The sequence below is a fragment of the Paraburkholderia sp. LEh10 genome (assembly GCF_017814945.1).
In the GTDB taxonomy this organism is placed as follows: Bacteria; Pseudomonadota; Gammaproteobacteria; order Burkholderiales; family Burkholderiaceae; genus Paraburkholderia.
The window spans coordinates 1-20,991 of record NZ_JAGIPX010000090.1 but is presented as its reverse complement, the minus strand read 5'-3'; the positions used below and the strand labels follow the sequence as shown (position 1 = coordinate 20,991).

Sequence of the window (20,991 nt, the reverse complement as noted above, 5' to 3'; positions counted from 1 at the left end):
GCCATGCGCGGTTTTCGCAGGAATAGCGCGAGCCGCGACAACGGTCGTCTGTCACGTTCCCCGTTGCCTTCGGCGCCGCTCGCCAGATGAGCTAACGTGCGCGCAGCATTTAAACCTGAAACTTCAATGTGCGTTGCCGAACACAGCCACATCCAAAGGCGAGGGCGCTTTTATCGCGCGGTATAAGCTTTCAAGAAGACAGGTTCGTCGGCTGAGAGGCGAACCGGCCTGTTATCGGTTGAACGTCCAATGTGCTGGTGCAATCGGCGGAGATAACCATGGCTGAGAAAATGGAAATCGTCCACTCGGAGAAGCTGGGCACCAATTCGGCTCCAATCATGGGCGGGTTCAACTGGCAATTTCTCGTGCAAGGTGATTCGTGGTTTTCGACAAGTACATTGAAGCCATGGAGTCGATCGAACCTGCTCGAGCAAATGGAGTTTCCGCAGAGAGCCATTGCAATCAATTGTGCAGATCCCGGCGATACGCTTGCCCATATGGTCGAATGGCGGCGGGACCCGTTGTTCTTTGCTTGCCTCGCGGGCCCGAGGCAAATGCCGTGGAGCGCCATCTTTCTGTCGGCCGGGGGAAACGATCTGATCGACGCCGTCCAGGTGCCCGCAGTGGGAGACGACCAGGTTCCGATGGCACCGCACGAGCGGCTATTGCTCACCAGCACGGAATGGGGCGGGGTGCTTGCCAGCAACGATAACAAGTACATCTCCGCGCAAGGCTGGGAGAACTTTGCCAATCACCTTGTACTTCAATTCAAGGCATTGGATTTCATTCGCTCGACGAGTACCGACAATAAAAACACGCCTATTTTCACGCACACCTACGACTATGCGACGCCTCGCGCAAGCGGTGCGGGATTGAAGCTGGGACCGTGGTTGCTGCCCGCGCTGAAAACGTACCAGATTCCCGAAGACGATTGGAATGCATTGGCTGATGCGTTCATCGACAAGCTTGCCGCAGTCGTCATGAATCTGAACCTGCCGAACTTTCATGTTGTCGATACGCGGCGCACATTGACCCGGGCGGACAGGTCGGCCACTGGCGAGAGCAACGACTGGGAGAATGAAATTCATCCGACGGCCGACGGGTACAGGAAGCTTGCACCGCTTCTTGTCAGTCGCGTCTGCAAGGTGTTGAATATTCCCGCCGCCACGCTGCAACCCGCGCTTGCTGCGGCAACGGATGCGCTTCCCGCAGCGGCATCCGTCGCTGCGATGCGGCAAACGCCGGCAGCGGGTTCCGCACACCACTGAACGACGATCAATGATGGTAGAAGCGGCCTGACGGTCCCGGCGCAGATCTTGCGAGCCGGACCCGCATGACTTGTGCGCATCTGAAACGCAAAAGACGGAAGCCCAACCCGCAACCTTGCAAAACCGTCAGCCGAGGTGAGACGTTTTCGTCTTCGCTTGCGGAGCGTCGCGCGACGTCAACTCCTGCATGATGCCGCACGCATCGACGGGATGTTCTCCACTGCATTTGTTTCTCAATGCAGTCAGCTGATCCCGCAACTTCAGCAATTCGTCGATTCGCATACTCACGTGTCCGATGTGCTCATCGACCAGCGCATCGACAGCGTCGCAACGGGACGCGTGGTCATCTGCTGCATCCAATAGCGTCCGCACTTCTTCGTGAGTCATGTCCAGTGACCGGCAATTCCGGATGAATCGGAGCCGCTCGAAATGGCTCTCGTTGTACGTGCGATAGTTCGCATCCGTCCTGTCGGCCTGCGGCAGAAGTCCTTCCTTTTCATAAAAGCGGATTGTGTCCGGCGTGCAATTCATGCGCCGTGCAAGTTCGCCAATTTTCATTTTTTTCACTCCCGACTTGACCTTGGAGCAAGTCCAAGGTGTTTAGTTGAACACAAATAAGAAAAGGAAGCCAGCGTGTCTTGAGCGGTGAGTTTTGAGTCTTGACCCTGGAGCAACTTCAAGGTGTTTAGTTGAACGTACATACAGGAAGAACAAACATGCAAAACCAGCGAGGTTCTCAAAGCGGGCAGGCATCATGCGCGTGCCGCGCTTATCGAGCTGATGTGTCTGAATGCCAGGCGCATGCACAGGCATCACCCGACACGCTCGCGGTGAAGACGGCGATTGGCGATGACGTGCGCACACAAATCCGCATCGAGCAGATGGAGTGCTCGACGGAAGAGGCGCTCATCCGCAAGAAGCTCATGGGCATGACGTCAGTGGTGTCCGTGGAGTTCGACCTGATGCGGCGGCTCCTCACCGTCGTGCACAAGCCGCAGGGGCTTGCGCAGGTGCTCGATGCATTGCGTTCGTTGGATTTCACGCCGCAGACCGTCGGCACGGGCGCGGCATCCGCGCAAGCGCCCGCGCCCGTGAAGCAGTCGGTGTGGCCGCTTGCATTCGCGTGTGTTGCGGCAATCGCATCGGAGGCTGCGAGCTGGTTGGGTCAGCCGTCGTGGCTCGTTGCGGCACTGGCTCTCGCTGCCGTTGTTTGCTCGGGGATGACGACGTACCGCAAAGGCTGGATCGCCATTCGCAACGGCAATCTGAATATCAACGCGCTGATGAGCATTGCCGTGACGGGGGCGCTGATCATCCAGCAGTGGCCGGAAGCGGCGATGGTGATGGTGCTCTTCACCATTGCGGAGTTCATCGAAGCGAAGTCGCTCGACCGCGCCCGCAACGCGATAGCGGGGCTGATGAAACTCGCACCCGACAAGGCGACGCTCAGGCAGGACGACGGCACATGGGCCGAGGTGGATGCGGGCAGCGTGGCAGAGGGAGCCATCGTGCGTGTCATGCCGGGAGAGCGCATCGCACTCGATGGACAGATAACGGCTGGACGTTCGGCAATCAACCAGGCGCCGATTACGGGCGAAAGCCTGCCTGTCGAGAAGGCCGAGGGCGATGCCGTGTTTGCAGGCACCATCAACGAGTCCGGGTCGTTCGAGTTCCGGGTGACGGCTGTCGCGAGCAGCACGACGCTCTCGCGCATCATTCACGCTGTCGAGCAGGCGCAGGGCGCAAAGGCGCCCACCCAACGATTCGTCGACCAGTTCGCGCGCGTCTACACGCCCATTGTCTTCATCGTGGCGCTTGGCGTCGCCGTTTTTCCGCCGCTGCTATTGGCCGCGAGCTGGTTCGACTGGATTTACCGCGCGCTGGTGCTCCTGGTCATTGCGTGTCCTTGTGCGCTCGTGATCTCGACGCCCGTCACGATCGTCAGTGGACTCGCTGCCGCAGCCAGGCAGGGCATTCTGATCAAAGGCGGAACGTGGCTTGAGCAAGGACGCAAGCTGGGCTGGCTGGCATTGGACAAGACGGGGACGATCACGCAAGGCAAACCGGTCCAAACGGACTTCGAGCTCTTTGCCACGGATCTCGACGCAAAGCGAGTCAGGTCTCTTGCAGCCAGTCTGGCGGGCCGCTCGGACCATCCTGTATCGCTGGCGATTGCGAAAGCTGCACAGGCTGACGATGTGCTTGAACTCACGGTCGAGGCCTTCGAAGCGATTCCCGGCCGCGGCGTGCGAGGCGCGCTCGAAGCGCGCACCTATTCGCTCGGCAATCACCGGCTGATGGAAGAACTCCATTTGTGCTCACCCGCACTGGAGCTGCGGCTCGACCTGCTCGAACGCAGCGGCAAGAGCGTCGTGATGCTGGCGGACGACAGCCGGATTCTCGGGCTGTTCGCGGTGGCCGATGCCGTCAAGGCCTCGAGCCGCGAGGCGATTGCGCAGCTTCATCAGCTTGGCGTGCGCACCGTGATGCTGACGGGCGACAACCCACACACTGCGCAGGCCATCGCCCGCCAGGTCGGCATCGACCGCGCGGAAGGCAACCAGTTGCCCGAGGACAAACTGCGCGCGGTCGAGCATCTGTCGTCGGCATCGACGTTGGTCGGGATGGTCGGCGACGGCATCAACGACGCACCGGCACTGGCACGCGCGGACATCGGCTTTGCAATGGGCGCGATGGGAACGGATGCGGCCATCGAGACGGCCGACGTCGCCCTGATGGATGACGACCTGCGGAAGATTCCGCGCTTCATCCGTCTCTCGAAGGCGACACATTCGGTGCTCGTGCAAAACATCTCGTTGGCGCTCGCTATCAAGGCCGTGTTTCTCGTTCTCGCCGTGTCGGGTTTCGGGACGATGTGGATGGCAGTGTTCGCGGACGTCGGCGCGAGCCTGATCGTAGTAGGCAACGGGCTTCGCCTGTTGCGCAATTGACATTCAATGCAACAGCCATGCAGGAGCGACAGATGAACATCTGGGAAAAAGTATTCGGAAGCCATCATGGTGGACACCACAACAACGGCGGACACCGCCGCGAAAGCAGCCGCGCTCATCACAACGCGCAGGTCGCGGAGCATGGGCGGAACAGCGACGGGCATTGGGAGCGTCCGCGCGTTTCCGTGTGGTCGGCGCCAACGGGAAGGACATGTGCGCGATGCTCTACGTCGAGTCCGATGGATGCGCGCTTCTGCAACGGGTGCGGCGCACCGTTTAGTCCGTCTGCCTGTGGCAAATGCAACGGAGCGCTTCAGGCGGGTACCCGATTCTGCGGGCAATGCGGCAACCCCGTGCCGTGACGGGCACGGCGAGCTTCGGGTTTGAACCGCATCCTGGTCACGCGACAACGCACGTTCTAGCGCGACAGCAACGATGGTGACTGGCCGTCCATGACCTTCAACGATGATTCGCCGATGGCATGACATTTTTGTCATCTACGGATCATCGAGGCGCACCGCTTCTCCGCCAACCTGAACGCATGCGTCGATAACGCGTATCCGGCGAAGGAGAAATCGACATGAAGCGGCAAGCAATTGCAGTCACCCTGGTTATGGCCGCCGCAGCAGGGACAGTTGCGGCACAAGACGTTTCGACCGGGCCGTGGAAGACACGTGAGCAGGTGCGGGCAGAAATTGAACAGGCGCGCAGGGATGGCTTGTTGCCATACCGGCGCCACGACTATCCACCAAGCAAGGCAACCATCGCACGCAACAAGGAGCTCTATGCCATCACGCATTCGAACGGCGTAACGACCCAAGCGACACCTGCTGTGCCCGCGGAGTAGAAGCTGAGTAGAAGCTCTTAGTCCCGTTCTCCACGCGGACTACCTTGCGCGCCGCGAGTACCGGGCGCGCCTTTTTCTTCAGTACCGGCGCCGCCTACCCCAGGCACACGGGCAAGCCCCAGGGGCCGCATGACACGCTTCGATGCGAACGATGACAGGAACCCCAGATGTTCGCGTCCCGTCTGCATTGCTGCGCAACCGTAGCGTCGCTACGGCTGCTCACCGGTATCTTCGTTCATGTCTAAACGTTCTTTCTCTGTGCTGTTGCTCGCGGCGGCCGCAACCTCGGCTCACGCGGAGCCGCTGGCCGTCAACGGCGATGCCGGCGGGCCCATCGTCGAAAGCGGCCTTCCCGATGAGCGCGCGCAAGCGGCGCTGACGCTCGAAGACGTCCTCGGTATCGCCGCACGGGCAAATCCCGTGCTGCGCGGCGCGCGCGAGGATGTCGACGCGTCCGCTGGCGCATTCATGCAGGCGGGCGCGCGGCCCAACCCTCAGTTGTCTTTGCTGCAGGAAGGCTTCAGCAGGGGGGAGCGCACGACGACGGCACTCGTCAACCAGACTATCGAACTTGGCGGCAAGCGTCGCGCGCGCCTTGACGTCGCGTCATATGGACGGGAACTGGCGCTTGCGACGCTCGACGGCCGCGCGGCGGCGCTGCGCGCGCAGGTTATCGCCGCGTTCTACGGCTTGCTCGCCGCGCAGCGTCAGCTGCAGGTCGCGGAGGAGTCGGCGGATATCGCCGCGCGCTCCGCCGATCTGGCGGACAGGCGCGCGCGGGCGGGGAAGGTATCCCCCGTCGAAGCCACCAAGGCGAAGGTTGCGGCCACGGGCGTGCAGATCGATCTCATCAACGCCAGGGCGCGGGTGTCGACGGCCGCGCAGACGCTGGCCAACGCGACGGGCAGTGCTTCCGTGCGCGCACGCGCTGTCGCAGGCGACCTCGAGACCGTTCCTTCCATCGAGCCGTTGCCGCAGCTTCTCACACGCCTCGATGACGCGCCGCTGTCACGCATGGCGAAAGCAGAGATGCTTCGCGCCAATGCAGCCGTTTCAGTCGAGCGAGCGAGGCGGGTACCCGACATCACGATCAGCGCCGGCATGAAGCGGGTCGTCACGGGAGGCGCGCTGGACAACCAGGCAGTGGTCGGCGTCTCGATACCTTTGCCGATCTTCGATTCGAACAAGGGCGCGCTTCTCGAGGCTGCGCACAAGGCCGAAAAGGCATCGGCTGATTTCGATGGCGAGAAGGCGGGGCTGCAGCTTGAACTGACCCGGGCTTACGCGGGCTATGAAAGCGCCACGCAGGAAGCACAACGGCTGAAGTCCGATGTGTTGCCGGCGGCCCGCGATGCGCTGAACGCGATGTCACGCGGCTACGCGCTCGGAAAGTTCAGCTTCCTCGATGTGCTCGACGCTCAACGGACCTTGTTCCAGGAGCAGTCGCGCTACGTGCGCTCGCTGATGGACGCGCATGCCGCGTATGCGGAACTCGGACGGATCATCGGCACGCCGTTGCCGTCCGGCCTTTCCCCGGCAACCTCTCAACCCTGAAGGCCCCGTCATGCCGCACAAAAAACTCATTGCGATGGCTGCCGCCATCGTCGTTGGAGCCGGTATCGCGTTGGCGGCTTATGCGCTGACGCGCGCGCCGTCCGATAGCGGAACGCCTCCGGGCATGCAGGGCAACGCGCTCATCGACGGGCAGGCGACGGGCCCGCGCGGCGGCACGTTGCTCAAGTCCGGGGATGCCGCCATTGAAGTCCTGCTGTCCGAAAAGCCCGACGATACCCGCCTCGTCGTGTACCCGTATCTGAACGGCAAGCGCTTCGAAGGCGGCGGCCTCGTCATGTCAGGAATCCTGACCCGCATTCAGGGCGCAAAAGAGAACATACAGTTCGTCGCTGCGGGCAACGCATTCACTTCGGTGCAGCCGATAGCGAAACCTCATGTATTCGATGCCGAGCTACGCATGTCGTGGCAAGGGCGATCGGCCGCGTTCTCATATTCGCGCAGCGACGGCGTCATCGCGCTGAGCCCCCAGCAGATCAGGACGGCAGGTATCGAAGTGGCGAAGGCGGGCCCGGCGGAGATCACGGCGACGCTGCAGGTGCCGGGCGAAATCAGATTCAACGAGGACGTCACAGCGCATGTGGTGCCGCGCGTCGGGGGGATCGTCGAGCGCGTCGCGGTGTCCGTCGGCGAGAAAGTGGCAAAGGGGCAACTGCTTGCCGTCATCGCGAGCACGGACCTGGCTGACCGCAGAAGCGAACTGCTGACGGCGGAACGTCGCCTTTCGGCGGCGCGGACCGCATACGCTCGCGAGAAAACGCTGTGGCAGGAACGCATTTCCGCCGAGCAGGATTATCTGCAGGCGCAGGTCCAGCTTCGCGAAGCGGAAATCGCGGCACAGAACGCGCGTCAGAAGCTTCTGGCGCTTGACGCGGCTGCGAACGCGGGGCCGTTGAACCGTTATGAACTGCGCGCGCCCTTCGCCGCGACGATCGTCGAGAAGCACGCTACGGCCGGCGAGGCCGTCGCTGCCGACGCCAGCATGTTCACGCTGTCGGACCTATCGACCGTCTGGGCAGAAATGGCGGTTTCCGCCCAGCATCTGAACGCCGTGCGCGTCGGCCGCGAAGCGACCGTCAAGGCGACCGCGTTCGACTCGAGTTCGAGCGGCCGTATCGCTTACGTCGGCGCGTTGCTCGGCGAGCAGACGCGCTCGGCGCCGGCGCGCGTGGTCTTGCCCAATCCCGATGGCGTCTGGCGCCCCGGCATGTTCGTCAACGTGTCGGTCGACGCGGGCCGGCAGTCCGTGCCCGTGGCCGTCAGCCAGGATGCGCTTGAGGAGATCGACGGCACGCCGGCCGTGTTCGTGCAATCGCCGAAGGGGTTCGTCGCGCAGAGCGTGAAGACGGGACGCCGGGACCCCCGCGTCGTCGAGATCGTGAGCGGTCTGCAGGCCGGACAGCAATACGTCGCTGCGAGCAGCTTCGTGCTGAAGGCCGAGCTTGGCAAGGCAAGCGCCGAAGAAGAATGACATCGCGTGCGCCGTGCCGCCGATGCGCTCGCTGCGCGGCCGCCGCATAGTTCATGGGGCCATTCCATGTTTGAACGACTGATCCGTTTCGTGATAGCCCATCGCTGGCTCGTGATGCTGGCTATCGTCGCCGTCGCGGCGCTGGGTGTCTTCAGCTACCAGAAGCTGCCCATCGACGCCGTGCCGGACATCACCAACGTCCAGGTGCAGATCAACACGTCCGCGCCGGGCTATTCGCCGCTCGAAGCCGAGCAGCGCATCACGTATCCCGTCGAGACAGCGATGGCCGGCGTGCCGGGTCTCGCTGGAACACGCTCCATTTCACGGTATGGCCTGTCTCAGGTGACCGTGATCTTCAAGGACGGCACCGACATCTATTTCGCGCGGCAGCTCGTGAACGAGCGAATTCAGGAGGCGAAGGAGAAGCTGCCGCAAGGCATCGCGCCGGCAATGGGACCGACGTCGACGGGGCTCGGCGAAATCTACCTGTGGACCGTCGAGGCCGATGCCGCCGCACGCAAGCCGGACGGCAGCCGCTACACGCCGGCGGATCTGCGCGAATTGCAGGACTGGGTCATCAAGCCGCAATTGCGCAACGTGCCGGGCGTCACCGAGGTGAATTCGATCGGCGGCTACGTGAAGGAGTACCGGGTCGCGCCCAATCCCGCGAAGCTGATGTCGTACGGCCTGACCCTCGCCGACATCGTGCGGGCGCTCGAGCTCAACAACGACAACGTCGGTGCGGGCTACATCGAAAAGCGCGGCGAGCAGTATCTCGTGCGCGTCCCGGGCCAGGCCGGCTCCGTCGACGATATCGCCAACATCGTGCTCACCAACGTCAAGGGCGTGCCCGTTCGCGTGAAGGATGTCGGACAGGTCGACGTCGGCCGCGAGCTTCGTACGGGCGCGGCGACGTCGAACGGCGACGAAGTCGTGCTTGGCACCGTCTTCATGCTGATGGGCGAAAACAGCCGTGCCGTCGCGAAGGCCGTCGCGCGCAAGATGGAAGACGTGAACCGCTCGCTGCCGGGCGGCGTCAGGGCGATCCCCGTCTACGACCGTACCGTGCTCGTCGAAAAGGCGGTCGCGACGGTCAAGAAGAACCTGCTGGAAGGGGCGGTGCTCGTCATCGTCATTCTGTTTCTGTTCCTCGGCAATATCCGTGCTGCGCTGATTACCGCGCTCGTCATTCCGCTGTCGATGCTGATGACCTTCACGGGCATGGTGAACGCGAAAGTGAGCGCAAACCTGATGAGTCTCGGCGCGCTCGACTTTGGCATCATCGTCGATGGCGCCGTGGTCATCGTCGAGAACTGCGTGCGGCGGCTCGCGCACGCGCAGGCGTCGGCGGGCCGGCCGCTGACGCGCGCGGAGCGCTTCGCCGAAGTGTTCGGGGCTTCGCAGGAAGCGCGCCGCGCGCTCATCTTCGGCCAGCTGATCATCATGGTGGTTTATCTCCCGATCTTCGCGCTGACGGGCGTCGAAGGAAAGATGTTTCATCCGATGGCGGTGACCGTCGTGATGGCGCTGGCGGCCGCGATGGTCCTGACGGTGACCTTCATTCCCGCCGCCGTCGCGCTGTTCATCGGCGAGCGTGTCGAGGAAAAGGAGAACCGTTTGATGGGCTGGGCGCGGCGCGCTTACGAGCCCGTGTTGAGCCGGTTCATGGCGCGGCCGAAAGAGGTGCTGCTCGGCGCTGTCGCGATCGTCGGATTGACGCTTGCGCTCGCGACGCGCCTTGGCAGCGAGTTCATTCCGAGTCTCAACGAAGGGGACCTCGCGGTTTCCGCGCTGCGCATTCCGGGTACGAGCCTCACGCAATCGGTCGAGATGCAAAAGGCCATCGAGCGTACCCTCAAAGAACGCGTCCCGGAGATCGAGCGAGTGTTTGCGCGCACGGGGACGGCCGAAATCGCAGCGGACCCGATGCCGCCGAACCTGTCCGACGGCTACGTGATGCTCAAGTCCATCGACCGATGGCCCGACCCGAAGAAAGCCCGCGAGCAGCTCGTGCGGGAAATCGAGGCCGTGCTGGACGAACTGCCCGGCAATGCATACGAGTTTTCGCAGCCGATCCAGTTGCGCTTTAACGAGCTCATCTCGGGCGTTCGCAGCGACGTGGCCGTCAAGATCTTCGGCGACGACATGGCCGTTCTCAAGGAGACTGGGGAGAAAATCGCGGCTGCATTGCAGAACGTGCCGGGCGCGTCGGAGGTGAAAGTCGAGCAGACGACAGGCCTGCCCGTACTCACCATCGATCTGGACCGCGACAGGCTCGCGCGATACGGCGTGACCGTCGCGCAAGTGCAGGACGCCGTGGCGGCGGCCGTGGGCGGGCAGAAGGCGGGCACGCTGTTCGCCGGAGACCGGCGCTTCGATATCGTCGTACGTCTGCCCGAGGAGCTGCGTTCGGATATCGAGGCGATCAAGCGCCTGCCGATCGCGTTGCCGGTTGCGCCGCCCGCCGCGTCGCCCGCCGCATTGTCCTCTGCCGCGCCCGTGGCCGCGAGTGGTCCGATGCTCGCGGCGCCCTATGTGCCGCTGACGGAACTGGCGATGGTGCGGGTCGGTCCGGGCCCGAACCAGATCAGCCGTGAAGACGGCAAGCGCCGTGTCGTCGTCAGCGCGAATGTCCGTGACCGCGATGTCGGCTCGTTCGTGGCGGCCGCGAGAGCGCAGATCGAGCGTGACGTGCGGGTGCCGGCGGGATACTGGCTTTCGTGGGGCGGCCAGTTCGAGCAGTTGCAGAGCGCGAGCGAGCGTTTGAAGCTCGTTGTCCCGTTGGCCCTGTTCATGGTGTTCGTGCTTCTGTTCATCATGTTCAACAACGTGAAGGACGGGCTGCTGGTCTTTACGGGCATTCCATTCGCGCTGAGCGGCGGCGTCGTTTCATTGTGGCTGCGCGGCATTCCGCTTTCGATCACGGCAGCCGTCGGATTTATCGCCCTCTCTGGCGTTGCGGTGCTCAATGGCCTCGTGATGATTTCGTTTATCCGCAACCTGCGTGAGAACGGCGCCGGGCTCGACGCCGCCGTCCGGGAGGGCGCGGTGACGCGCCTGCGGCCCGTGCTGATGACGGCGCTGGTCGCGTCCCTCGGCTTCCTGCCGATGGCGTTTGCGACAGGCACGGGCTCCGAGGTGCAGCGTCCGCTGGCGACCGTCGTGATCGGCGGCATCCTGTCGTCGACGGCACTCACGCTGCTCGTGTTGCCCGTCCTCTACCGCGTATGTCATGCGTTTTCGCTACGCGACATGGTCGACGCGCCGGACGGCGCGAGCGTGTCGGACCGCGTGTTGCGGCGGCTGGGCTTGCGTCGGGGGTAACGTGCAATGCGTATTCTGATTGTCGAAGACGAGCGCAAGACGGGCGCGTATCTACGCAAGGGCTTGACAGAAGCGGGCTATATCGTCGACTGGGTGGAGGACGGCATTTCCGGACAGCACCAGGCCGAATCAGAGGACTATGACCTGCTCATACTCGACGTGATGCTTCCCGGCCAGGACGGCTGGGCGCTGCTGCGCAATCTCCGGCGCACCCGGCGCACGCCCGTGATGTTCCTCACCGCGCGCGACGACGTCGGCGACCGTGTGAAGGGACTGGAGCTTGGCGCGGACGACTACCTTGCGAAGCCGCTCGACTTCGTCGAGCTGACTGCGCGCGTGAAGTCGATTCTGCGCCGCGGACAGCCGCGCGATTCGAATACGCTTCGCGTGTCGGACCTCGAACTCGACCTGACCCGTCGCAAGGCGATCCGGCAGGGCGACACGATTCTGCTGACGGCGAAGGAGTTCGCGCTGCTGTGGCTGTTGATGCGACGCGCGGGCGAGATTCTTCCTCGTGCGATCATCGCGTCGCAGGTATGGGACATGAATTTCGACAGCGATACCAACGTCGTGGATTCCGCGATCCGTCGCCTGCGCTCCAAGGTGGACGACGCATACGAGCCCACGCTGATCCACACCGTTCGCGGGATGGGCTATGTGCTGGAAGTGCGGGACAGCGAAGAGTGACGCTCACGCGTGTGCTGGCAGACTGCCGTCGTGATGCTTGACGACGTGCCGCCCGCCGATTCGATCGGTTGCAGCCAGCATGATGACGGTGAATGTGTGCATCGATGCGCAGCTTATCGTGGACGTGCGCATCGAATCGATTGAGGGCTTTCATCGATGCGCACATCAGATGACGCGCACGGCAGGGCTTGCCGCGCGAACGCATTTATTGGGCCGTCATGCCGTCATGCCGATCGATGGCGGGTGACTTCTCGCCCGCATGCCGGGACGAGGCGTGCACTTCCTTGTTGCGCTCAATCAAATTGGCGTTGGGCGGGTATTGGGTCTTGCTCACGGGGAGCATGCCGTCGTGCTGCGCCTGAATCAGTTCGTTGCGAACCTGATCGCGGGACTTGCCTTGTGCAAATGCGGTCTGAGAGAGCGCGCCCATGGCGAGCGTCGCCGTCACGATAGCTGCTGCGAGCCTGGCTGCTTTCATTTTTCATCTCCTGGGTTGTGACGGCCGGGTGGCGCGTCATGGAGTCAGTATGTGAAGCAGACGGTGCGCTTGCGTGACATGAAGATGATAAAAACGTCAGGTGTGCGATGTCATTGCGATGGGCATGTCGTCAGGGGATCGGCTGGCGCGGCGCGTTTCGCGATCGCTGAGGGGAACACGACTGTCACCACCAGTCCGCCCCCCGGTGCATCGCTCAGGCCGATGCGTGCTTCATGCACGCGCGTGATTGCACGCACGATCGCGAGGCCAAGCCCACTTCCTTCAACGGCCTGCGTCGCACTGCCGCGATAGAACCGTTCGAACACGGCTTCGCGTTCGTCGATCGGGATGCCGGGGCCGTTGTCGATCACTTCGAGCAACGGTCCTTCGTCATGTTGCGCGACTCGCACGGTGATCACCGATCCGTCGCCCGCATAGCGAATCGCGTTGTCGATCAGGTTGCTGGCGAGTTCGGTCAGCAAATCGGCATGTCCATGCACCTCCACGCATGCTTCGTGCTCGAAGCCGAGGTCGATGCCGCGCGAGCGCGCCACGGGTGACCAGTCGAGCGTCGCGTCGAGCGCGATTGCATGCAGCGGCACGGCGGCACGCTCGACTGCATGGTGGTAGCCGCTATCCGCGTCGAACCGCGACAATGACAGCAACTGCTGCACGATCCGCCCGGCGTGCCGCACGGCACGGTTCAGCCGGCGCAGATGCACACCGGCACGGCTGCGACTGCCGTGCGGCGGACTTTCGCCGTTGCGCAACGCGAGTTCCGCCTCGGCCTGAATCACCGCGAGCGGCGTCTTCAACTGATGCGCCGCGTCCGTGAAGAAGCGTCGCCGGGACAGTTGCATTCGTTGCGTACGGCCGATGTACTGATTGATCGATTCGACGAGCGGCGCGACTTCGCTTGGCAGTCCGTTCGCGTCGAGCGGCGTGGGATCGTCGTCGGCGCGAGCGGACACCTTCGCCGACAACTGGCTCAGCGGCTGCAAGCCGCGCCCGACGCCGAGCCAGACGATGCCCAGTGCGAGCACGACGAGCAGCCCCTCCTGCAGCAGCGAGCCCATCAGTATTTCGCGGGCGAGCGCCTGACGCGCTTCGATCGTTTCGCCGACCATCACCCACACGAAGCGGGTCTGCGCGGTCGGCACGTCATGTACAGGCAGCCGCAGCGCGGCCATTCGAAGCGGCTGGCCATGGAATGCCGCGTCATAAAAGCGGGTCTGGTACGGCGCAGCGGGCCGTCCTGCAGGCAGCGGCAGATCGGCGTATCCCGTCAGCGCGTTGCCGTTGTCATCGCGGATGACGTAATAAATCTTGCCGCCATCGTTCGACTCGAACATCTCCAGTGCCAGATAGGGCAGGTCCACTTCGATCTCGCCATCGCGCAAGCGAATGCCTTCGCGGATCGATTTCAGCGAGACGGCCAGGGTCCGGTCGAATGCGGCATGCGCGGCGCCCATCGCGCGTTGGTAGGTGAGGCACGCGTCGAGCGCAAGCAGCGCGAGTAGCGGCAACAGCAGCCACAGCGCGACCTGCATCCGCAGATTCAGCCGCTTCATTGCCGCTTCGTTTCGAGCAGGTAACCGAGGCCGCGCAGCGTGACGATCGCCACCGCGCTGTGTTCGAGCTTCTTGCGCAGTCGATGCACGTAGATTTCGATTGCATCGGCATTCACGGATTCATCGAGTCCGTAGATCTTCTCCGAGAGCGTCTCTTTGTTGATCGCGCGGCCATTGCGCAGGATCAGCACTTCGAGCACCGCGCGCTCGCGCGGCGTGAGCGGAAGCGGCGCGCCGTCGAGGCTGAAGCTGCGATCGATGCTGTCATACATGAGCGGACCGCATTGCACGCGCAAAGGCTCGTGTCCGTGGCTGCGGCGAATCAAAGCTCGCGCTCGCGCTTCGAGTTCCGTCAGCTCGAACGGCTTCGACAGGTAGTCGTCGGCGCCGAGGTCGAGGCCCCGCACGCGCTCCTCGACTGAACCGTGCGCGGAGAGAACCAGTACGGGCACCGGGTTGCGCCGCGCACGCAAGCGCCGCAGCACTTCGAGTCCGGGGAGCTTCGGCAGCCCGAGATCGAGGATCACGAGCGCGTAGTCCTGCGTGTGCAGCACGTGGTCGGCGGCCTCCCCATCGTGCATGCAGTCGACTGTCAAGCGCGCGCTGGTGAGCGCGTCGGTCAGCGAGCGGGCAAGGATCGGATTGTCTTCGACGAGCAGTACGCGCATGCGGGGCCTTTTTATCCGTTAGAGACGGTAATTATTGTGCGTTAATTTTTCTCAAGAATGAAAGCGATCAGAAAGCTCGCACTACTTAAACTTCGCACCCACAACACTTGATCGATCTGGAGGAAGACGTGCAGATAACGCTGAAGTGCATTGCGGCATCTATTGCTTTTGCATCTGGATCTGCATACGCACAGGTTCCCGCCGGATATCCGGGCAGCTATCAGGCTGTCGTCGACGGGGCGAAGAAAGAAAGCCGGCTGATCATTTATTCCGCCACTGACACGGCGCCCGTGCGTTCGCTCATCAAGGACTTCGAGAATCTGTACGGTGTCAAGGTCGAATACCACGACATGAACAGCACCGAACTTTACAACCGCTACGTCAGCGAAAGCGCGGCCAACAGTAAGAGCGCCGATGTGCTGTGGAGTTCCGCGATGGACCTGCAGGTCAAGCTCGTCAACGACGGTCTGATGCTCACCTACGAATCGCCCGAAATCGGGTACTTGCCGCAGTGGGCGCAATATCAGAAGCAGGCTTACGGTACGACTTATGAGCCGCTCGCGATCGTCTACAACAAGCGTCTGGTCGCCGCCGGCGACGTGCCGCAGACCCGCGTCGACCTGATCCGGCTGCTGCAGACGCGCGCCAGCCAGTACAAAGGCAAGGTCACGACCTATGACATCGAGAAGTCGGGCACGGGCTTCAACTACCTGACGCAGGATGCGCGCGTGAATCCGCAGGTCACCTGGACGCTCGTGAGGGCGATCGGCGCGACCGGGCCGAAACTGCAAACGAGCACGGGCGCGATGATGGAGCGCATTTCATCCGGCGAGAACCTGATCGGCTACAACATCCTCGGCTCGTATGCGTTTGCGAAGGCGAAGAAAGATCCGTCCATCGGCTATGTGTATCCGAAGGACTACACACAGGTCGTGAGCCGTCTGGTGACGATTTCGAAAAAGGCGCAGCACCCGAACGCGGCGAAGCTGTGGGTGGACTATCTGCTGTCGAAGCGCGGCCAGACGCTGCTCGCGAATCAGGCCGACCTGTTTTCGATTCGCGCGGACGTCGATGGCGAAACGTCGATGGCGGGCCTGTCGAAGCAACTCGGCGACGCGCTAAAACCCATTCCGATCGGCGCGGGTCTGCTTGTCTATCTGGACCAGGCAAAGCGCCTCGAATTTCTGAAGCAATGGCAACAGGCGGTCCGGCGCTAGTCCCGATCCAAAGCGCAAGCATTCGTTAATCCATTCACGCCTTGCACGATGCGGCAACCCTGCCGCAGGGGGAAACTCATGCCTTCAAATGCCGCAACTGCGCGCCGCGATATGCCGCTGCGCGAGCCATCCGGCGGCACGGCGCCCGCGCGCTCGACGGGCGGCTTGCAACCGCTTGCCGGCCTGTTGCGCTGGCTCGTCGTCGCTGTGTTGACACTCGCCGTCCTGCTGCCGCTCGGTTTCATCCTTTTTCAGAGCGCGCTGAACGCGCCTTTCTTCGACGCGAAAAGCACTGCCGGAACCGGCAGCTTCGAATTCATCTTCGCCGATCCCGACTTCTGGTCGTCCGTGAAGAACTCGTTCTTCATCGCAAGCGGGATGCTGTTCATTTCGATTCCGCTTGGCGGCGTGCTCGCATTTCTGATGGCGCGCACCGACCTGCCCGGGCGGCGCTGGCTCGAACCCTTGCTGCTCACGCCCGTTTTCATCTCGCCGATGGTGCTCGCGTTCGGCTATGTGGTGGCGGCGGGGCCAGCCGGTTTCTATTCGGTGTGGTGGAAAGAACTGTTCGGCACCGCGGACGCGCCGTGGAGTGTCTATTCGATCTTCGCGATCACGGTGATCGTGGGGCTCACGCATGTGCCTCACGTGTACCTGTATTCGTCATCGGCGCTGCGCAGCCTCGGGTCCGATGTGGAAGAGGCGGCGCGCGTCGCGGGCGCGAAGCCCTTTCGCGTCGCGTTCGACGTGAGCCTGCCGATGACGATGCCTGCGCTGCTCTTTGCGGGCGTGCTCGTGTTCTTTCTCGGCTTCGAGGTATTCGGCTTGCCGCTCGTGCTCGGCGATCCTGAAGGTCATCTCGTCCTCGCGACGTATCTGTACAAGCTCACGAACAAGCTCGGCGTCCCTTCGTATCACCTGATGGCGGCCGTTGCGGTGTGCATCGTCGCGATCACGTTTCCGCTCGTGCTGTTGCAACGGCATCTTCTGAAAAGCGCGAACCGTTTCGTGACAGTGAAGGGCAAAGGCGCGCGCCAAACCGTGCTGCCGCTTGGCGCGTGGCGCTGGGTGGCGCTTGCCGTCGTCGCGTTCTGGCTGTTCGTCACGATCGCCGTTCCCCTGTCCGGCATCGTGTTGCGCGCCTTTGTCACGTCCTGGGGCGAGGGCGTGAGGCTGGCCGACGTGTTGACACTGGCCAACTTCACCGATCTGTTCGAGCACGACAACCTCGTCCGCGCGATCGTGAACACGCTCGGCATCGGCGTGCTCGGCGGTGCGCTCGCCGTGGGCTTCTATGCGCTCGTCGCGTTCGCCGGTCATCGGCGCAACGACTGGGCGACGCGTCTCATCGATTACATCGTGCTGTTGCCGCGCGCGGTGCCGGGTCTGCTCGCCGGCCTTGCGTTCCTGTGGATCTTCCTGTTCGTGCCTGGACTGAAAGAACTCAGGAACTCGATGTGGAGCATCTGGATTGCCTATACGGTCGTGTGGCTCGCATACGGGATGCGCCTGATTCAAAGCGCGCTCTTGCAGGTCGGCCCGGAACTCGAAGAAGCGGGGCGCAGCGCAGGCGGCTCGCGGGCGCGCGTGAGTCTCGACATCACGTTGCCGCTCGTGCGCTTCGGGCTGCTCGCCGCGTGGTTGCTGATCTTCATGATTTTCGAGCGCGAGTATTCGACGGCCGTTTATCTGCTGTCGCCTGGTACGGAGGTGATCGGCGCGCTCCTCGTGTCGCTGTGGGCGACGGGCGCCGTCGATCAGGTCGCCGCATTGTCCGTCATCAATATCGCAATGGTCGGCGCGGGACTCGCCGTCGCGCTGCGTTTCGGAGTGAAACTTCATGGATGAGCTTTCCGTCGACAACCTGTTCCTGAATTTCGGCAGCAATCCGATTCTGAACGGCGTGTCATTCGACATGAGGGCAGGCGAAGTAGTGTGCCTGCTTGGGGCGTCCGGCAGCGGAAAGACCACGCTGCTGCGCGCGATCGCCGGGCTCGAGCAGCCATTGTCGGGCTGCATCAGGCTCGACGATCAGGTGTTCTTCGACAGCCGTAGCGCTGTCGATCTTCCCGTCGAGCAACGTTCGCTCGGGCTCGTGTTTCAATCGTACGCGCTGTGGCCGCATCGCACCGTCGCCGACAACGTCGCGTACGGCCTCAAACTGCGGCGCGTCAACGCGGCCGAGCAGAAGAAGCGTGTGCAGTATGCGCTCGGCCAGCTCGGTATCGGTCATCTCGCGGCGCGTTATCCGTATCAGCTGTCGGGCGGTCAGCAACAGCGCGTCGCCATTGCGCGCGCACTCGTCTACAACCCGCCCGTCATTCTGCTCGACGAGCCGCTGTCCAATCTCGACGCCAAGCTGCGTGAAGAGGCGCGCGCATGGCTGCGCGAGCTGATCGTGTCGCTGGGCCTGTCCGCGTTGTGCGTCACGCACGACCAGACGGAAGCGATGGCGATGTCCGATCGCATCCTGCTGCTGCGCAACGGCCGCATCGAACAGGAAGGGACACCCGCGGAACTCTATGGCGCGCCTTGCTCGCTTTATGCGGCTGAATTCATGGGCAGCAACAACCGCATCGACGCACGCGTGATGACGCTCGCCGGCAATCGCGTCACGCTCGCCGGCGACGGCTGGCATTTGCAGGCGCTGGCCCGCGATCCGTTGCTGCCCGGCCAGCATGCGCAAGCGGTGATCCGTGTCGAACGTCTGCATGTCGCGGACGGTCCCGGTGCGAATTGCCTTCGTGCACAGCTCGTGGCATCGACCTATCTCGGCGACCGATGGGAATACCTGTTCGATTGCGGCGATCTGCGGCTGCGCGCAGTCGGCCGCGTGCCGCGAACGACGGGCGAGCATTGGATCGAATTGCCCGTGCACGACTGCTGGGCATTCGCAAGGGCAGACTGACGCATGGGCCCGGCCGCAGCATCCGATAAGCCGCATGCAACAGGCGGCGTCCCACGACACAAATACGAGAGTAAGGGCGGAGACAAGCATGAAGCATGGTATTGCAAGCGCGACGCTGAGCCTGTCGTGCGGCTTGACGTGTGCGGGAATCACGATGACTGCGCAGGCCGAATCGAGCGTCACGCTGTACGGTATCGTCGATGCAGGCGTCGAATATGTGACCCATGCGGGCAACGACGGCGGCGCGGCGCGAATGGTGTCGGGGGGCAAGAACACGTCGCGCTGGGGGCTGCGTGGCGTCGAGGATCTCGGAGGCGGATTGAAGGCGGTCTTCCAGCTGGAAAGCGGCATCAACGTTGCGAACGGCAGTTTCGACGACGGGCCCGGGGCGATCTTCGACCGGCGTGCCACCATCGGGCTAAAGAGCGACTATGGCCAGTTGATTTTCGGCCGCACATTCACGGTGACTTTCGACTATATGCTGCCGTTCGATCCGATGGGCTATGCACCGGCTTATTCATGGGGCGTTTCATCGACGGCGAGTGGTGGCCGCAGGGACCTGATATTCGCGCGCTCGGCGAATGCCGTGCGCTACGACGGCAAGTTCGCAGGTTTCAGGCTCGGCGCGCTATATGGCTTCGGCAACGTGGCGGGCAGCATGAAAGCCAGTTCGAAGTATGACGTCGCTGTCGGCTACGAGAGAGGCCCGATTGCCGCCGTGGTCTCGTTCAACCGCCAGAACGGTGCTGGCGGCAGCATCGCGCCGATGGACCCGACCGACTACATCCAGGGCATTCATGCGGGTCTCAGCTACGACTTTGGAGCGGTAAAGGCCATGGCGGGCTACCGCAATTTCCGGCGCGCTCTCACGACGCCCGCGCCGGCATTGCGCAGCGACATGTACTGGATCGGCGGCATCTATGAAGTCACGCCTTATTTCTCGCTGCATGGAGCCGTGTACCACCAGGACATCAAGGACGCGAGCGATGCCGACCCCACACTGTTTTCGGCACGCGCGCAGTATGCGTTGTCCAAGCGCACGCTCGTCTATCTGTCGGCTGGTTATGCGATGGCGAAGAACGATCAACCCGTCAGCCTGTCCCGCGACCTGGTGGGCGCCGCGGATACGCAAGCGGGTGTGATAGCGGGCTTGCAGTATCGTTTTTAGACGGTGTGTTCAAGACACGGGAGCCTGCAATGAATCTGCTGGTTGTGGAATCCGACGCCGAGCTCGCGCAAGGCATTGCGGCGCTGCTGCAAGAAGAAAACTTCGTCGTCGATACGGTCTACGACGGTGAAGGCGCCGAAGCCGTATTGGCGACGCAGAACTATGATGCTGTGCTGCTCGATCTCAGCCTGCCGCGCATGAGCGGCTCCGACGTGCTCGCGCGGCTCCGCTGGCGCCGTAACAGCGTGCCCGTGCTGATGCTGACGGAGCACGAGTCAATCGAAGACAAGGTGTTCTGCTTTTCCGCCGGCGCGGACGATTACGTCGTCAGGCCATTCGACGCGCGCGAACTTGTGGCGCGCGTCAAGGCGCTGATCCGGCGGAGATTGACGAGCATGTCGACGGCGCTCGTGTGCGGCGACCTTCGCTACTGTCCCGCAACGCGCGAGTTTCTGCTCAATGACGAGCCGCTTGGTTTGCGCCGCCGCGAACATGGCGTACTCGAAACGCTAATGCTGCGGCAAGGTCGAACGGTATCCAAAGCCGCGCTGATCAACAGCGTCTATACCCTCGACGAAGAACCGAATCAGGACGTGATCGATGTGTATATTCACCGCCTGCGCAGGCATCTGATGACCTCGTCCGCGGAGATACTCACGCTGCGCGGAATGGGCTATATGCTGCGCACCCGCAGCCAGTTGACCATCTGACGGATCGCGGGTCGCGCGCCTGACGACGTCGAGGCGATTGAAGGGAGATCAGCGCTTCAGCGTTTGTGCATTGCTTACTCATAAGTCAGGAATTTTGCGGACAGATGGCCTATGCTTGAGCGATAGCTATTGAGAGCATCGCCCATGAAAC

17 protein-coding genes are annotated in these 20,991 nt (G+C 62.9%); 13 read left to right on the top strand and 4 right to left on the bottom strand.

All coding sequences use genetic code 11. The features are described 5' to 3' along the window. Window positions 1-251: 251 nt before the first annotated feature. Window positions 252-1,268, top strand: a complete 1,017-nt coding sequence (locus tag J8I87_RS39200) for a hypothetical protein (RefSeq protein WP_209937787.1) — start codon at window positions 252-254, stop codon at window positions 1,266-1,268. Window positions 1,269-1,394: 126 nt separating this feature from the next. Here J8I87_RS39200 and cadR read toward each other — a convergent pair whose 3' ends face one another. After that, window positions 1,395-1,826: a Cd(II)/Pb(II)-responsive transcriptional regulator gene (gene cadR / locus J8I87_RS39195; RefSeq protein ID WP_209937786.1), complete on the bottom strand. Its 432-nt coding sequence runs from the start codon at window positions 1,824-1,826 to the stop codon at window positions 1,395-1,397. A gap of 323 nt (window positions 1,827-2,149) precedes the next feature. Between cadR and J8I87_RS39190 the strand changes: the two genes are divergently transcribed. From J8I87_RS39190 to irlR, 7 genes are all read left to right on the top strand, one after another. After that, window positions 2,150-4,219, top strand: a complete 2,070-nt coding sequence (locus J8I87_RS39190; RefSeq protein WP_245254490.1) for a heavy metal translocating P-type ATPase — start codon at window positions 2,150-2,152, stop codon at window positions 4,217-4,219. A gap of 17 nt (window positions 4,220-4,236) precedes the next feature. Further along, the gene (locus J8I87_RS46505) at window positions 4,237-4,581 is read left to right on the top strand and encodes a zinc ribbon domain-containing protein (protein ID WP_409518875.1); all 345 of its coding nucleotides are present in this window, start codon (window positions 4,237-4,239) and stop codon (window positions 4,579-4,581) included. A 218-nt stretch (window positions 4,582-4,799) separates the two neighbouring features. Beyond that, window positions 4,800-5,066: a DUF4148 domain-containing protein gene (locus J8I87_RS39180; RefSeq protein WP_209937782.1), complete on the top strand. Its 267-nt coding sequence runs from the start codon at window positions 4,800-4,802 to the stop codon at window positions 5,064-5,066. Window positions 5,067-5,303: 237 nt separating this feature from the next. Continuing rightward, the gene (locus J8I87_RS39175) at window positions 5,304-6,620 is read left to right on the top strand and encodes a TolC family protein (protein WP_209937781.1); all 1,317 of its coding nucleotides are present in this window, start codon (window positions 5,304-5,306) and stop codon (window positions 6,618-6,620) included. 10 nt (window positions 6,621-6,630) lie between these two features. Further along, entirely contained in the window at window positions 6,631-8,109 is a 1,479-nt protein-coding gene (locus J8I87_RS39170) for an efflux RND transporter periplasmic adaptor subunit (protein WP_209937780.1), read from the top strand. A 66-nt stretch (window positions 8,110-8,175) separates the two neighbouring features. Next, window positions 8,176-11,433 (top strand): efflux RND transporter permease subunit, encoded by a 3,258-nt coding sequence (locus J8I87_RS39165; RefSeq protein ID WP_209937778.1) that lies wholly within the window; start codon window positions 8,176-8,178, stop codon window positions 11,431-11,433. 6 nt (window positions 11,434-11,439) lie between these two features. After that, window positions 11,440-12,120: a heavy metal response regulator transcription factor IrlR gene (irlR, locus tag J8I87_RS39160; RefSeq protein ID WP_209937777.1), complete on the top strand. Its 681-nt coding sequence runs from the start codon at window positions 11,440-11,442 to the stop codon at window positions 12,118-12,120. Window positions 12,121-12,325: 205 nt separating this feature from the next. Here irlR and J8I87_RS39155 read toward each other — a convergent pair whose 3' ends face one another. The 3 genes from J8I87_RS39155 to J8I87_RS39145 form a co-directional block, all read right to left on the bottom strand. Then, the gene (locus J8I87_RS39155) at window positions 12,326-12,598 is read right to left on the bottom strand and encodes a DUF4148 domain-containing protein (protein ID WP_209937776.1); all 273 of its coding nucleotides are present in this window, start codon (window positions 12,596-12,598) and stop codon (window positions 12,326-12,328) included. A gap of 110 nt (window positions 12,599-12,708) precedes the next feature. Then, window positions 12,709-14,169 (bottom strand): sensor histidine kinase, encoded by a 1,461-nt coding sequence (locus tag J8I87_RS39150; RefSeq protein WP_209937774.1) that lies wholly within the window; start codon window positions 14,167-14,169, stop codon window positions 12,709-12,711. Further along, window positions 14,166-14,837, bottom strand: coding sequence for a response regulator (locus J8I87_RS39145; RefSeq protein ID WP_209937773.1), 672 nt, complete (start codon window positions 14,835-14,837; stop codon window positions 14,166-14,168). Before J8I87_RS39145 ends, J8I87_RS39150 begins: the two co-directional genes overlap by 4 nt. A gap of 128 nt (window positions 14,838-14,965) precedes the next feature. Here J8I87_RS39145 and J8I87_RS39140 point away from each other — a divergent pair, with 128 nt between their 5' ends. From J8I87_RS39140 to J8I87_RS39120, 5 genes are all read left to right on the top strand, one after another. Next, window positions 14,966-16,054, top strand: a complete 1,089-nt coding sequence (locus J8I87_RS39140) for an ABC transporter substrate-binding protein (RefSeq protein WP_209937772.1) — start codon at window positions 14,966-14,968, stop codon at window positions 16,052-16,054. Window positions 16,055-16,165: 111 nt separating this feature from the next. Then, the gene (locus J8I87_RS39135) at window positions 16,166-17,902 is read left to right on the top strand and encodes an ABC transporter permease (protein ID WP_245254488.1); all 1,737 of its coding nucleotides are present in this window, start codon (window positions 16,166-16,168) and stop codon (window positions 17,900-17,902) included. Continuing rightward, a complete protein-coding gene (locus J8I87_RS39130; protein WP_209937770.1) occupies window positions 17,895-18,962 on the top strand; it encodes an ABC transporter ATP-binding protein in 1,068 nt (355 codons plus the stop codon). Before J8I87_RS39135 ends, J8I87_RS39130 begins: the two co-directional genes overlap by 8 nt. Window positions 18,963-19,050: 88 nt before the next feature. Beyond that, window positions 19,051-20,130: a porin gene (locus tag J8I87_RS39125; protein WP_209937769.1), complete on the top strand. Its 1,080-nt coding sequence runs from the start codon at window positions 19,051-19,053 to the stop codon at window positions 20,128-20,130. Window positions 20,131-20,159: 29 nt separating this feature from the next. Next, window positions 20,160-20,840: a response regulator transcription factor gene (locus J8I87_RS39120; protein ID WP_209937768.1), complete on the top strand. Its 681-nt coding sequence runs from the start codon at window positions 20,160-20,162 to the stop codon at window positions 20,838-20,840. Window positions 20,841-20,991: the final 151 nt, after the last annotated feature.